The sequence below is a fragment of the Bradyrhizobium agreste genome (assembly GCF_016031625.1).
Classification (GTDB): domain Bacteria; phylum Pseudomonadota; class Alphaproteobacteria; order Rhizobiales; family Xanthobacteraceae; genus Bradyrhizobium; species Bradyrhizobium agreste.
This window is the reverse complement of sequence record NZ_JACCHP010000026.1, coordinates 163682-177917: the sequence shown is the minus strand read 5'-3', so window position 1 is coordinate 177917 and position 14236 is coordinate 163682. Positions and strand designations below refer to the sequence as shown.

Sequence of the window (14236 nt, the reverse complement as noted above, 5' to 3'; positions counted from 1 at the left end):
AACAAAGGTCGATCCCGCATCGCAGCAAGCAAACAAAGCAGCAAAAAGGCCGGCAAAAGCCGGCCTTTTCACTGTCCTCGGTATTCCTACGGATGAACGATCATTCCGCAGGCGGCAGCGCAGGAAGCTCGGCTTCCGGCGCCGGCGACACGACGGCGGCCTGCTTCTCGCGCTCGTCCAGGATCAGCTTGTCGCGCTTCATGGCGACTTCGCGGATCTTGGCCATGGAGGCGCCGGTGCCCGCCGGGATCAGCCGGCCGACGATGACGTTCTCCTTGAGGCCTTCGAGCGGATCGATCTTGCCGTTGACCGCAGCCTCGGTGAGGACGCGGGTGGTCTCCTGGAACGATGCCGCCGAGAAGAAGGAGCGGGTCTGGAGGCTCGCCTTGGTGATGCCGAGCAGAACCGGCGTTCCCGTGGCGGGCTTCTTGCCCTCTTCCTTGGCCTTCGCGTTCAGCGCGTCGAACTCGATCTTGTCGACCTGCTCGCCGGAGATCATGTCCGTGTCGCCCTGGTCGGTGATTTCCACCTTCTGGAGCATCTGACGGACGATCACCTCGATGTGCTTGTCGTTGATGAGCACGCCCTGCAGCCGGTAGACCTCCTGGATCTCGTTGACCAGATAGGCCGCGAGCTCCTCGATGCCCTTGACCGCAAGGATGTCGTGCGGCGCCGGGTTGCCTTCCACGATGAAGTCGCCCTTTTCGACGACGTCGCCGTCCTGAAGGTGGATGTGCTTGCCCTTCGGGATCAGGTACTCGCGCGGCTCGTCGGTCTTGTCCATCGGCTCGATCGAGATGCGACGCTTGTTCTTGTAGTCGCGCCCGAACCGGATGGTGCCCGCGATTTCGGCGATGATCGCCGCATCCTTCGGGCGCCGGGCCTCGAACAGTTCCGCCACCCGCGGCAGACCGCCGGTGATGTCACGCGTCTTGGCGCTTTCGGTCGAGACACGGGCGAGGATGTCGCCCGGCTGGACCTTGGCTCCGATATCGACCGAGAGAATGGCGTCGACCGACAGCATGTAGCGGGCATCGCCGCCACGGGCGAGCTTGAGCACCTTGCCGTCCTTGCCCTTGACCACGATGGCCGGACGCAGGTCCGAGCCGCCGCGCGTCGAGCGCCAGTCGATGACCACGCGCTTGGCGATACCGGTGGCCTCGTCGAGCGTTTCCGAGATCGACTGCCCCTCGAGCAGATCCTCGAAGCCGATGGTTCCCTCGACCTCGGTGAGCAGCGGACGGGTGTAGGGATCCCACTCGACGATGCGCTGGCCGCGCTTGACCATGTCGCCCTCGTCGACGTGCAGACGCGAACCGTATTGGATACGGTGCGTCGCACGCTCGGTGCCGTCGGCATCGACGATCGCGACAACCATGTTGCGCACCATCGCGATCAGGTGACCTTCGCTGTTGCGGGCGATGGCCTTGTTCCTGATCACGATCTTGCCGTCGAAGTTGGCTTCGACGAAGGACTGCTCGTTGAGCTGCGCCGCACCGCCGATGTGGAAGGTGCGCATGGTGAGCTGGGTGCCCGGCTCGCCGATCGACTGCGCCGCGATGACGCCGACCGCTTCGCCGTGGTTGACCGGCGTGCCGCGGGCGAGGTCGCGGCCGTAGCACTTGCCGCAGATACCGTTGACGAGTTCGCAGGTCAGTGCCGAGCGGATCTTCACCTCCTGGATGCCGGCCTGATGGATGGCATCCACGTGGCTCTCTTCCATCAGCGTGTCGCGCTTGACGATCACGGTGCCGGAGCCGTCACGCACGTCTTCGCAGGCCGTACGTCCGAGGATGCGCGAGCCGAGCGAGGCGACCACGGTGCCCGCATCGACGATGGCCCGCATCTTGATGCCGAGCTTGGTGCCGCAGTCGCTCTGCGTGATGATGCAATCCTGCGCCACGTCGACGAGACGACGGGTCAGGTAGCCCGAGTTCGCGGTCTTCAACGCGGTGTCCGCGAGGCCCTTGCGGGCGCCGTGGGTCGAGTTGAAGTACTCGAGCACCGAGAGGCCTTCCTTGAAGTTCGAGATGATCGGCGTCTCGATGATCTCGCCCGACGGCTTCGCCATCAGGCCGCGCATGCCGGCGAGCTGGCGCATCTGGGCCGGCGAACCGCGGGCACCGGAGTGAGCCATCATGTAGATCGAGTTGATGTCGGCGTCGGCCCCGCTCGCCGTCTTCTTGGTGGCGGAGATCTCCTTCATCATCGCCTTGGCGATTTCTTCGGTGGCCTTCGACCAGGCGTCGACGACCTTGTTGTACTTCTCGCCATGGGTGATCAGGCCGTCGTTGTACTGCTGCTCGAAATCCTTCGCCAGCGTACGGGTGGTGTCGACGATCTTCCACTTTCCGTGCGGCACGACCATGTCGTCCTTGCCGAAGGAGATGCCGGCCTTGAACGCGTTGTAGAAGCCGAGCGCCATGATGCGGTCGCAGAAGATCACCGTCTCCTTCTGGCCGCAGTGGCGGTAGACTTGGTCGATGACGCCGGAGATCTCGCGCTTGGTCATCAGCTTGTTGATGATCTCGTAGGAGATGCGCGGGTTCTTCGGCAGCAAATTGCCGAGCATGACGCGGCCGGCGGTGGTCTCGATCCAGCGCTTGGAGACCTTGCCGGTCTCGTCCATGCCTTCCCACCGGTACTTGATCTTGGTGTGGAGGTGGATGACCTTCGCGTGCAGCGCGTGCTCGAGCTCGGCCATGTCGCCGAACGCCTTGCCCTCGCCGGGGAGGCCTTCGCGCATGATCGAGACGTAGTACAGACCGAGCACGATATCCTGCGACGGCACGATGATCGGCTGGCCGTTCGCCGGATGCAGGATGTTGTTGGTCGACATCATCAGGACGCGCGCTTCCAGCTGCGCTTCGAGCGACAGCGGAACGTGCACGGCCATCTGGTCGCCGTCGAAGTCGGCGTTGAACGCAGAGCAGACCAGCGGGTGAAGCTGGATCGCCTTGCCTTCGATCAGCACGGGCTCGAACGCCTGAATGCCGAGGCGGTGCAGCGTCGGTGCGCGGTTGAGCAGCACCGGATGCTCGCGGATCACCTCGTCCAGGATGTCCCAGACCTCGGGCCGTTCCTTCTCGACCAGCTTCTTGGCCTGCTTCACGGTGGTGGACAGGCCCTTGGCGTCGAGCCGCGAATAGATGAATGGCTTGAACAGCTCGAGCGCCATCTTCTTCGGCAGGCCGCACTGATGCAGGCGCAGCTCGGGACCGACCACGATCACCGAACGGCCCGAATAGTCGACGCGCTTGCCGAGCAGATTCTGGCGGAAGCGGCCCTGCTTGCCCTTGAGCATGTCGGCGAGCGACTTCAGCGGACGCTTGTTGGCGCCGGTGATGACGCGGCCGCGGCGGCCGTTGTCGAACAGCGCATCGACCGCTTCCTGAAGCATGCGCTTCTCGTTGCGGATGATGATGTCGGGCGCGCGCAGCTCCATCAGCCGCTTCAAGCGGTTGTTGCGGTTGATGACGCGACGATAGAGGTCGTTGAGATCGGAGGTCGCGAAGCGGCCGCCGTCCAGCGGCACCAGCGGACGCAGATCCGGCGGAATCACCGGGATCACGGTCATGATCATCCATTCCGGCTTGTTGCCGGAATGGCGGAACGCTTCCACGATCTTCAGGCGCTTGGCGAGCTTCTTGTGCTTGATGTCGGAGTCGGTCTCCTGCATCTCGGCACGCAGCGAGGCCTCGAGCTTCTCGAGGTCCATGCCCTTGAGCAGCTCGCGGATCGCCTCGGCGCCGATCATGGCGGTGAAGCTGTCCTGGCCGTACTCGTCCTGCGCCTTCAGATACTCGTCTTCCGACAGCAACTGACGGTCCTTCAGCGCGGTGAGGCCCGGCTCGAGCACGACGTAATATTCGAAGTAGAGGATCCGCTCGAGATCCTTCAGCGTCATGTCGAGCAGGAGGCCGATGCGCGAGGGCAGCGACTTCAGGAACCAGATGTGCGCGACGGGGGCTGCGAGCTCGATATGGCCCATGCGCTCGCGCCGGACGCGCGACAGCGTGACCTCGACCGAGCACTTCTCGCAAATGATGCCCTTGTACTTCATGCGCTTGTACTTGCCGCACAAGCACTCGTAGTCCTTGATCGGCCCGAAGATGCGGGCGCAGAACAGGCCGTCGCGCTCGGGCTTGAAAGTACGATAGTTGATGGTCTCCGGCTTCTTGATCTCGCCGTAGGACCAGGACAGAATCTTCTCTGGAGACGCGATCGAAATCCGGATCTGGTCGAAGACCTGAGCCGGCGTCGTCGGGTTGAAGAGATTCATAACTTCTTGGTTCATCGTCTTCTCCTCGCGTGCCGGTCGCCTCCGGCCGCAAATTCGAAAATCACTTCCGCATGGCGCCCTGCCCTCAAGGCCTCGGGCGGGGCGCCGATGCCCGGCCGCGAAGGCCGGGCATGACAGGTCGAATTACTCGGCCGCTTCCGACGTCGGCGCCGGTCCCATCTTGGAATTGTGCAGGTCGACGTTGAGGCCGAGCGAGCGCATTTCCTTGACCAGCACGTTGAACGATTCCGGAATACCGGCCTCGAACGTGTCGTCGCCGCGCACGATCGCCTCGTACACCTTGGTGCGGCCGGCGACGTCGTCCGACTTCACCGTCAGCATTTCCTGGAGCGTGTACGCCGCGCCGTAAGCCTCGAGCGCCCACACCTCCATTTCGCCGAAGCGCTGGCCGCCGAACTGCGCCTTGCCGCCCAGCGGCTGCTGGGTGACGAGCGAGTACGGACCGATCGAACGCGCATGGATCTTGTCGTCGACCAGATGGTGCAGCTTGAGCATGTAGATGTAGCCCACCGTCACCTTGCGATCGAACGGATCGCCGGTGCGACCGTCATAGACGGTCGACTGACCCGAAGCGTCGAGGCCGGCAAGCTTCAGCATCTCCTCGATGTCGGCTTCCTTGGCACCGTCGAACACCGGCGTCGCGATCGGCACGCCGCGGCTGAGGTTCTGGCCGAGCTCGAGCAACTCGCTGTCGTTGAGCGACTTGATCGTCTCGTCCTCGCCGTAGACCTTCTTCAGGGTCTCCTTCAGCGGCTTGATGTCCTGCTTCGACAGGTACGCATCGACGGTCTGGCCGATACGCTTGCCGAGGCCGGCGCAGGCCCAGCCGAGATGGGTCTCGAGGATCTGTCCGACGTTCATGCGCGAGGGCACGCCGAGCGGATTGAGCACGATGTCGGCATGCGTGCCGTCTTCGAGGAACGGCATGTCCTCGATCGGCACGATCTTCGACACCACGCCCTTGTTGCCGTGGCGGCCGGCCATCTTGTCGCCGGGCTGGATCTTGCGCTTCACCGCGACGAAGACCTTGACCATCTTCATCACGCCGGGCGGCAATTCGTCACCGCGCTGAAGCTTCTCGACCTTGTCGAGGAAGCGCTGTTCCAGCCCCTTCTTCGACTCGTCGTACTGCTTCCGCATGGCCTCGATCTCGGCCATCAGCTTGTCGTTGGGCGAAGCGAACAGCCACCATTGCGACTTCGGATACTCCTCGAGCACCGCACGGGTGATCTTGGTGTCCTTCTTGAAGCCCTTGGGACCTGCAATGCCCTGCCGCCCCTCGAGCAGCTCGGCAAGACGGTTGTAGACGTTGCGGTCCAGGATCGCCTGCTCGTCGTCGCGGTCCTTGGCGAGGCGCTCGATCTCCTCCCGCTCGATCGCCAGCGCGCGCTCGTCCTTGTCGACGCCGTGGCGGTTGAACACGCGCACTTCGACGATCGTGCCCTGCACGCCCGGGGGAACGCGCAGCGAGGTGTCGCGGACGTCGGAGGCCTTCTCGCCGAAGATGGCGCGCAGCAGCTTCTCTTCCGGGGTCATCGGGCTTTCACCCTTCGGCGTGATCTTGCCGACCAGGATGTCGCCGGCGCGCACTTCCGCGCCGATGTAGACGATACCGGCTTCGTCGAGGTTCTTCAGCGCTTCTTCCGAGACGTTCGGAATGTCGCGGGTGATTTCCTCGGGTCCGAGCTTGGTGTCGCGGGCCATCACCTCGAACTCCTCGATATGGATCGAGGTGAAGACGTCTTCCTTCACGATCCGCTCGGAGAGCAGGATCGAGTCTTCGAAGTTGTAGCCGTTCCACGGCATGAACGCGACCAGCACGTTCCGGCCGAGCGCGAGCTCGCCGAGATCGGTCGAGGGACCGTCGGCGATGATGTCGCCCTTCTTGACGATGTCGCCGACCTTCACCAGCGGACGCTGGTTGATGCAGGTCGACTGGTTCGAGCGCTGGTACTTCATGAGGCGGTAGATATCGACGCCCGACTTGGTCGGATCGAGATCTTCCGTGGCGCGGATGACGACGCGGGTCGCGTCGATCTGGTCGATCACGCCCGAACGGCGCGCCGCGATCGCAGCGCCCGAGTCACGGGCAACCACGCCCTCCATGCCGGTGCCGACGAACGGCGCCTCGGCGCGAACCAGCGGCACCGCCTGGCGCTGCATGTTCGAGCCCATCAGCGCGCGGTTGGCGTCGTCGTTCTCGAGGAACGGGATCAGCGCCGCGGCGACCGAAACGAGCTGCTTCGGCGACACGTCCATGTAGTCGACCTTGTCGGGCGTCATCGGCACGACGTCGCGGGTCCCGCTCGAACGGCAGACCACGAGGTCTTCGGTGAAGCGGCCCTTGGCGTCGACCGGCACGTTGGCCTGGGCCACGGAATAGCGCCCTTCCTCCATCGCCGACAGGTACACGACCTCGTCGGTGACACGACCATCCTTGACCTTGCGATACGGCGTCTCGACGAAGCCGTACTTGTTCACGCGCGCGAAGGTCGCGAGCGAGTTGATCAGGCCGATGTTCGGACCTTCCGGCGTCTCGATCGGGCAGATGCGGCCGTAATGCGTCGGATGCACGTCGCGCACCTCGAAGCCGGCGCGCTCGCGGGTCAGACCGCCCGGTCCGAGCGCCGAGAGGCGGCGCTTGTGGGTGATCTCGCTGAGTGGGTTGGTCTGGTCCATGAACTGCGAGAGCTGCGAGGAGCCGAAGAACTCGCGCACCGCGGCGGCCGCCGGCTTGGCGTTGATCAGATCCTGCGGCATGACCGTGTCGATGTCGACCGAGGACATGCGCTCCTTGATCGCGCGCTCCATGCGCAGGAGGCCGATACGGTACTGGTTCTCCATGAGCTCGCCGACCGAACGCACACGGCGGTTGCCGAGATGGTCGATGTCGTCGATCTCGCCCTTGCCGTCGCGCAGATCCACCAGCGTCTTGATGACGGCGAGGATGTCCTCCTTGCGCAGCGTGCGCTGGGTATCGGGCGCATCGAGGTCGAGGCGCATGTTCATCTTGACGCGGCCGACCGCGGAGAGGTCGTAGCGCTCGGCGTCGAAGAACAGCGACTGGAACATGGCCTGCGCCGATTCCAGCGTCGGCGGCTCGCCCGGACGCATCACGCGGTAGATGTCGAACAGCGCATCCTCGCGCGTCATGTTCTTGTCGGCCGAGAGCGTGTTGCGGATGTAGGGGCCGACATTGACGTGGTCGATGTCGAGCAACGGCAGCTCCTTGTAGCCCTGCTCGTTGAGCGCCTTCATCAGCTTGTCGGTGATTTCCTCACCGGCCTCGGCGTGGATCTCACCGGTCTTCGGATTGACGAGATCCTCGGCGACGTAATTGCCGACCAGCTCCTCGTCGGCCATGCGCAGCGCCTTCAGCCCCTTCTCCTGGAGCTGGCGCGCGGCGCGGACGGTGAGCTTCTTGCCGGCCTCGAGCACGACCTTGCCGGTGTCGGCATCGATCAGGTCGTTGACCGTGGAGTAGCCGCGGAAGCGGTTGGCGTCGAACGGAACGCGCCAGCCTTCCTTGGTCCGCTTGTAGAGAATCTTCTTGTAGAACGTGGACAGGATCGCCTCGCCGTCGAGACCGAGGGCGAACATCAGCGACGTCACCGGAATCTTGCGGCGACGGTCGATACGCGCATAGACGATGTCCTTGGCGTCGAACTCGATGTCGAGCCAGGAGCCGCGATACGGGATGACGCGGGCGGCGAACAACAGCTTGCCCGAGGAATGGGTCTTGCCCTTGTCGTGGTCGAAGAACACGCCGGGCGAACGGTGCATCTGCGAGACGATGACGCGCTCGGTGCCGTTGACGATGAAGGTGCCGTTCATCGTCATGAGCGGGATGTCGCCCATGTAGACGTCCTGCTCCTTGATGTCCTTCACCGACTTCGCGCCGGTTTCCTCGTCGATATCGAACACGATGAGGCGCAGCGTCACCTTGAGGGGTGCAGCGAAGGTCATGCCGCGCTGGCGGCACTCGTCGACGTCGTATTTCGGCTGCTCGAACTCGTAGCGGACGAATTCCAGCATCGAGGTGCCCGAGAAGTCGGAGATCGGAAATACCGAGCGGAACACCGCCTGCAGACCCTCGTCGAGACGTCCGCCCTGGGGTTCGTCCACCATCAGGAACTGGTCATAGGACGCCTTCTGAACCTCGATGAGGTTCGGCATCTCGGCGACTTCCTTGATGTGTCCGAAGAACTTGCGAACGCGTTTGCGACCGGTGAATGTCTGCTGCGCCATCGTGGCCTCTCATTTTCGTCGCCCGCCCTGGGCGCACCATCCGGAACGCGGCTGCCACCGCTTTCCGGGTTGAATTTTCGAACTCGTCTTGGGGGCCGGAGACGCAGCTTCAGGCGCCGATGTCCTGAATCTGTTCTTCAGACCTTCAAAACGCAAAACGACGCGCGGGGCGCAGATGCGCGCCCGCCCGTCACAACGATCATCTTCACGGACTGCAAAAGCCCGAAATAGCCTGCTCTCCCAACGGCTTACAGGGAAATCCAGCATCCCTGCCGCCGCGCTTTCGTGCTGCCGACCCGATATGGGGCGACAATAGTGCAGATTCGAGGATCAAGCCCTCAAATCCCCACACTTTTTCGTGTTCAGCCTGCGTCGGGACGTTCCGTCGCACGCCTTTTGCATCCGGTTCCACCCTCTCGAGGGGGACCAGGATCCCGGGCAGAGCCGCTGCTCGCCCGGGATCCCGCCAGTAAGCAGTGCTTACTTCAGCTCGACCTTGGCGCCAGCCTTCTCGAGCTGGGCCTTGATCTTGTCGGCTTCTTCCTTGTTCACGCCTTCCTTCAGCGGCTTCGGAGCACCCTCGACGAGGTCCTTTGCTTCCTTCAGGCCGAGACCGGTGATGGCGCGGACTTCCTTGATGACCTCGATCTTCTTGTCGCCGGCGCTGGCGAGAACGACCGTGAACTCGGTCTTCTCTTCCGCCGGAGCGGCAGCACCGCCGCCGCCAGCGGCCGGGCCGGCCACGGCGACAGCCGCGGCAGCCGAAACGCCCCACTTCTCTTCGAGGAGCTTCGCGAGTTCGGCAGCTTCGAGCACGGTCAGGCTCGAGAGGTCGTCAACGATCTTCTGCAGGTCAGCCATTGTTCAGTTTCCTTGAGTGTAAGTCTGGTTCGGGTTTGAGTTTTGCGAAGGGCGTCAGGCCGCTTCGCCCTTTGAGGCATGAGCCTGGATGACGCGCGCGAGCTTGCCCGCGGGCGCGTTGGCGAGCTGGGCCAGCTTGGTCGCCGGGGCCACGATGAGGCCGACGATCTTGCCGCGCAGTTCGTCAAGCGACGGCAGCGAGGCAAGCGCCTTCACGCCGTCGACATTCAGGACGGTCTTGCCCATCGAGCCGCCGACAATGACGAACTTCTCGTTCGCCTTGGCGAATTCGATGGCGACCTTTGGCGCCGCTACCGGATCGTTCGAAGTCGCGATCACGGTCGGCCCCTTCAGCATGGGGCCGATGGCAACGACGTCAGTGCCTTCAAGAGCAATTTTGGCGAGACGGTTCTTCGAGACCTTCACCGAGGCGCCAGCCTGCTTCATCTGCTTGCGCAGGGTCTGCATCTGGGCAACGGTCAGGCCGGAATATTGAGCAACGATCGCGACGCTCGTGGTCTTGAAGACCTCGTTGAGCTGTTCGACCGCTTCTTTTTTTGCCGCTCGTTCCACAGCAAGCTCTCTCCGGTTGGCGGTCATCGCGAGAAGCGGGACCGCCGGGTTGCACCCATCGTCCCACCCAAACCTGAACCTCCGGGCCAAAACCCCATCGGACACGCCGGGCAAGACGACAATTCAAAGCCTGCCCTCCGGGAGCCCCTTGAGAGGCCCACGGCGTGTCGAGGTCCGAACCAGACCCGTTTCGCAAAGTCAGCCCTTAAAGCTGAATGCGAAGTGAAATCCGGTCTTCACCCGTCTATGCAGGCCATGCGATTAAGCCGTTGAGTAATCGAAATTCCCCGCGGGCGCCTGCAGTCTTGGACAGGACGAGGTCAGCCGGCGAACCGCCCGACCTCTGCCCGCATCCCTGCCAAAACGACGGGTTTTCCTTCCTTTTCGGGCAAATCCTCGCGGACGTCCTGAAAAGGAATGATCTCCTGTCGTGTCGGGTTTTCGGAATGCGTGCACGAACGCGCCAGCCGAGGTCGGCACGTCCGGAGGCGGTTCTTTAACCGCTCGGAGCCGGCTTGCCAAGAGCAAAATTCACACCAGTTCCAATCGATTGTCGGCCGGCTTGAGATGGCCCAACAAGGACCGATTCAGGCCGATTTGACCGCGTAAGGCAGCGGCTTGCCCTCGAAGAACGCCGTCAGGTTGGCGAGCACGCAGTTCTGCATGGCGACGTGCGAATCCAGCGTGTGGCCACCGATATGCGGGGCGAGCACGACGTTGGGAAGTGCCGTCAGCGCGTCGGGGGCGTGCGGTTCCTTCTCGAAGACGTCGAGGCCGGCCCCGGCGATGGTCTTGTCGGTGAGCGCCGCGACCAGGGCCTTCTCGTCGATGACCGAGCCGCGGGAGATATTGACGACATAGCCGTCCGCGCCGAGGCGCTTGAGGATATCGGCGTTGACGACGTGGTGGGTCTCGGCCCCTGCCCGGACCGCGATCATCAGCACACTGCACCAGTCGGCCAGCGCCTCCAGTGTCGGGAAATACTGATACGGCAGATCGTATCGGGTGCGGCTGAAATAGCCGACCTCACTCTCGAAGGCGGCGCAGCGCGCGGCGATCTTGCGGCCGATCTCGCCCATGCCAAAGACGCCGATGCGGCGGCCCGGCATGCCGGCCTGGGGCCGCATCATCGGCGACTGTTTCGAGGCCGCCCAATCGCCGCTGCGGACATATTGGTCCGCGACGAGGATCCGCCGCGTCGTCGCCAGCATCAGGGTCATGGCGATATCGGCCACCGAGGCCGCATTCGCACCCGGACTGTGGCCGACCGCAATGTTCCGGCTGGCCGCCGCCTTGATGTCGACGCCGTCATAGCCGGTGCCATAGCAGACGATGGCGCCGAGCTTCGGAAACAGGTCCATCGCCTCAGCGCCGAGCGGGCTACCGCCCGCTGTCAGCATCGCGCGGATGCCGTTGAGCTCTTCGGCCGGAAACACCTCCCGCGCGGGCTTGCCGCCGGTGTCGAGCAGCTCGAACCGCTCGGCGAAGCGCGCCATCATCGACTTGGGAAAGCGCGAGTAGATCAGGACCTTTTCAGCCATTGTTGTTTCCGAAGAGCGCCGCCACAAACGACGAAGGGCGGAATCGGTTGCCCAATCCCGCCCCTCGCCTCATGCAATTTCCAGACTTAGCCGAGAATGGTGCCCGGCTCGACCTTCACGCCCGGGCCCATCGTCGAGGACACTGCAACGCGCTGGATGTAGGTGCCCTTCGAGCCGGCGGGCTTGGCCTTGGAGACCGCGTCAGCCAGAGCCTTGATGTTCTCGACCAGCTTTTCCTCGGAGAAAGAGGCCTTGCCGACGCCGGCCTGCAGGATGCCGGCCTTCTCGACGCGGAACTCGACCGAGCCGCCCTTGGCGCCCTTCACCGCACCGGTGACGTCCATGGTCACGGTACCGATCTTCGGGTTCGGCATCAGGCCGCGCGGGCCGAGCACCTTACCGAGACGGCCGACCAGCGGCATCATGTCGGGGGTGGCGATGCAGCGGTCGAAATCGATCGTGCCGTTCTGCACCTTCTCGACCAGGTCCTCCGCGCCGACGACATCGGCACCGGCAGCCTTGGCCTCGTCGGCCTTGGCGCCGCGGGCGAACACGCCGACGCGCAGTGTACGGCCGGTGCCGTTCGGCAGGGTCACCACGCCGCGGACCATCTGGTCGGCGTGACGCGGGTCGACGCCGAGATTGATCGCGACCTCGATGGTCTCGTCGAACTTCGCTTTCGCGCGTTCCTTGACCATCTTGATGGCGTCCGCGAGCGGGTAAAGCTTTTCGCGGTCAATGCCTTCGCGGGCTTTGTTCAAACGCTTTCCGATTGCCATGGCCGCTTACCCCGCAACTTCCAGACCCATCGAACGGGCGGAGCCCTCGACCATCTTCATGGCCGATTCGATGGTGTCGCAATTCAAGTCCTTCATCTTCTTCTCGGCGATCTCGCGCACCTGCGCCTTGGTCACCTTGCCGGCCTTGTCACGGCCCGGCGCCTTCGAGCCGGACTGGATCTTGGCGGCCTGCTTGAGGAAGTAGGACATCGGCGGCGTCTTCATCTCGAAGGTGAAGGAACGGTCCGCATAAATGGTGATGATCACCGGAATCGGGGTGTTCTTCTCTTCCTTCTGGGTCTGGGCGTTGAACGCCTTGCAGAACTCCATGATGTTGAGACCGCGCTGACCGAGCGCGGGACCGATCGGGGGCGAAGGGTTCGCCGCACCGGCCGGGACCTGAAGCTTCAGGTATCCGGTAACTTTCTTTGCCATGTATCACTCCTGTTGTGCCGGCGAGGCCGGCGGTTTCAGGTTCGTGGTCTGGGTCGGATGCGGCTGGCAACCGCCCTCTCCCTCCCACGGCCTCTTGCTGCGCGAGACCGAAGCCTCGCGCGTTACCCGATCAGACCTTCTCGACCTGACCGAATTCCAGCTCGACCGGGGTCGCGCGGCCGAAGATCGACACGGCGACCTTCACGCGCGAGCGCGCCTCGTCGATTTCCTCGACCACACCCGAGAACGAGGCGAACGGGCCGTCGGCCACGCGCACGTTCTCGCCGATCTCGAACGACACCGACGCCTTCGGCCGTTCCACGCCCTCCTGCACCTGGTGCAGGATGCGCATGGCCTCGGCTTCCGAGATCGGCATCGGCTTGTTTTCCGCACCCAGGAAGCCCGTGACCTTCGGCGTGTTCTTGATCAGATGGAACGCCTCGTCGGTCAGCTTCATCTTCACCAGCACGTAGCCGGGGAAGAACTTGCGCTCGGCATCGATCTTGCGGCCGCGACGCACTTCCGTGACCTTCTCGGTTGGAACCAGCACCAGCTCGAACAGGTCCTCGAGCCCGCGCTGCTTGGCTTGCTCGCGGATCGATTCGGCGACCTTCTTCTCGAAGTTCGAATAGGCGTGGACGATGTACCAGCGCTTGTCGGACACTTGAGCGGTTGCTGTTGCCATCAGTGAATGCCCAGGAGGAAGGTGATGAGGTAGCGGATAATCTGGTCGGCCGCGAAGAAGAAGATCGAGGCCACCGCGACCATCACGAACACCATGATCGTGGTGATCGTGGTCTCACGACGGGTCGGCCAGGTGACCTTGGCAGTCTCCGAGCGCACTTCCTGCAAGAACTTGAACGGGCTGACTGCCATCGTCTAGGGTCCAGCGTCCTCGACAGACGCAACTGAATTTCGGGGATCCGAACAGCCGCCGTTGGCCCAGCCCTCTGTCTCGAAGGATGAGCCGGAAACCGGGCTCGATTGTTCGGGGATTTCAAAGCCGCGCCGGAGATCCGCGTCTAACGGGCCGGCTGCGAGTGCGGGGTATCTACTGCGGATGGGGCCAAAGGTCAAGGTGAAGAGAGTTCGCCCGGGCAGGCCGTCCTCCCCGGGACGGCCGCGCAGAAGCCATGTGGATCAAGGACTTGTCGATCGACTGGAAGGGCGCCCGCCCGTGAGGCTATCTGGAGCCCGGCACCGTCAGTCGGCCCGGTCGACCACGGAAATCCCCGCCAGCGGCACCACGAACTTCCCGCCTTCGGCGAAATACCGGACCCCATGATCAAATTTGCTGAACTTGACGCACACAACTGCGCGCGGGACGCCTTTCCGCCGAAATCTAGTCTAAGTGATTGATTTGGCTGGCAGGAGTGGCAGGGCTCGAACCTGCGACCCCCGGTTTTGGAGACCGGTGCTCTACCAATTGAGCTACACTCCTACGAACCCGCGTCGCCGCGGATCAGGGGCGCTTTCAAGCACAGAGAGCGGCCGGT

At 63.6% G+C, this 14236-nt stretch carries 9 protein-coding genes and 1 tRNA gene; all 10 read right to left on the bottom strand.

Annotated elements, in window-relative coordinates; translation table 11 throughout:
* Positions 1 to 100 precede the first annotated feature (100 nt).
* Positions 101 to 4297 (bottom strand): DNA-directed RNA polymerase subunit beta', encoded by a 4197-nt coding sequence (rpoC, locus tag HZZ13_RS31300; RefSeq protein ID WP_197963327.1) that lies wholly within the window; start codon positions 4295 to 4297, stop codon positions 101 to 103.
* A 129-nt stretch (positions 4298 to 4426) separates the two neighbouring features.
* Positions 4427 to 8551 (bottom strand): DNA-directed RNA polymerase subunit beta, encoded by a 4125-nt coding sequence (rpoB, locus tag HZZ13_RS31295; protein WP_197963326.1) that lies wholly within the window; start codon positions 8549 to 8551, stop codon positions 4427 to 4429.
* 480 nt (positions 8552 to 9031) lie between these two features.
* Entirely contained in the window at positions 9032 to 9412 is a 381-nt protein-coding gene (rplL, locus tag HZZ13_RS31290) for a 50S ribosomal protein L7/L12 (RefSeq protein ID WP_197947889.1), read from the bottom strand.
* A 54-nt stretch (positions 9413 to 9466) separates the two neighbouring features.
* Positions 9467 to 9985, bottom strand: coding sequence for a 50S ribosomal protein L10 (gene rplJ / locus HZZ13_RS31285; protein WP_128926350.1), 519 nt, complete (start codon positions 9983 to 9985; stop codon positions 9467 to 9469).
* A gap of 587 nt (positions 9986 to 10572) precedes the next feature.
* On the bottom strand, positions 10573 to 11526 hold the full coding sequence (locus HZZ13_RS31280) for a 2-hydroxyacid dehydrogenase (protein ID WP_197963325.1): 954 nt from the start codon (positions 11524 to 11526) through the stop codon (positions 10573 to 10575).
* Positions 11527 to 11612: 86 nt separating this feature from the next.
* The gene (gene rplA, locus HZZ13_RS31275; RefSeq protein ID WP_025037003.1) at positions 11613 to 12305 is read right to left on the bottom strand and encodes a 50S ribosomal protein L1; all 693 of its coding nucleotides are present in this window, start codon (positions 12303 to 12305) and stop codon (positions 11613 to 11615) included.
* A 6-nt stretch (positions 12306 to 12311) separates the two neighbouring features.
* Positions 12312 to 12740: a 50S ribosomal protein L11 gene (gene rplK, locus HZZ13_RS31270; protein WP_011088164.1), complete on the bottom strand. Its 429-nt coding sequence runs from the start codon at positions 12738 to 12740 to the stop codon at positions 12312 to 12314.
* A 130-nt stretch (positions 12741 to 12870) separates the two neighbouring features.
* A complete protein-coding gene (gene nusG / locus HZZ13_RS31265; protein ID WP_028146088.1) occupies positions 12871 to 13425 on the bottom strand; it encodes a transcription termination/antitermination protein NusG in 555 nt (184 codons plus the stop codon).
* On the bottom strand, positions 13425 to 13616 hold the full coding sequence (secE, locus tag HZZ13_RS31260) for a preprotein translocase subunit SecE (protein WP_007611620.1): 192 nt from the start codon (positions 13614 to 13616) through the stop codon (positions 13425 to 13427). The genes nusG and secE overlap by 1 nt, the downstream gene beginning before the upstream one ends.
* 489 nt (positions 13617 to 14105) lie before the next feature.
* Positions 14106 to 14181, bottom strand: a tRNA-Trp gene (locus tag HZZ13_RS31255).
* Positions 14182 to 14236 lie beyond the last annotated feature (55 nt).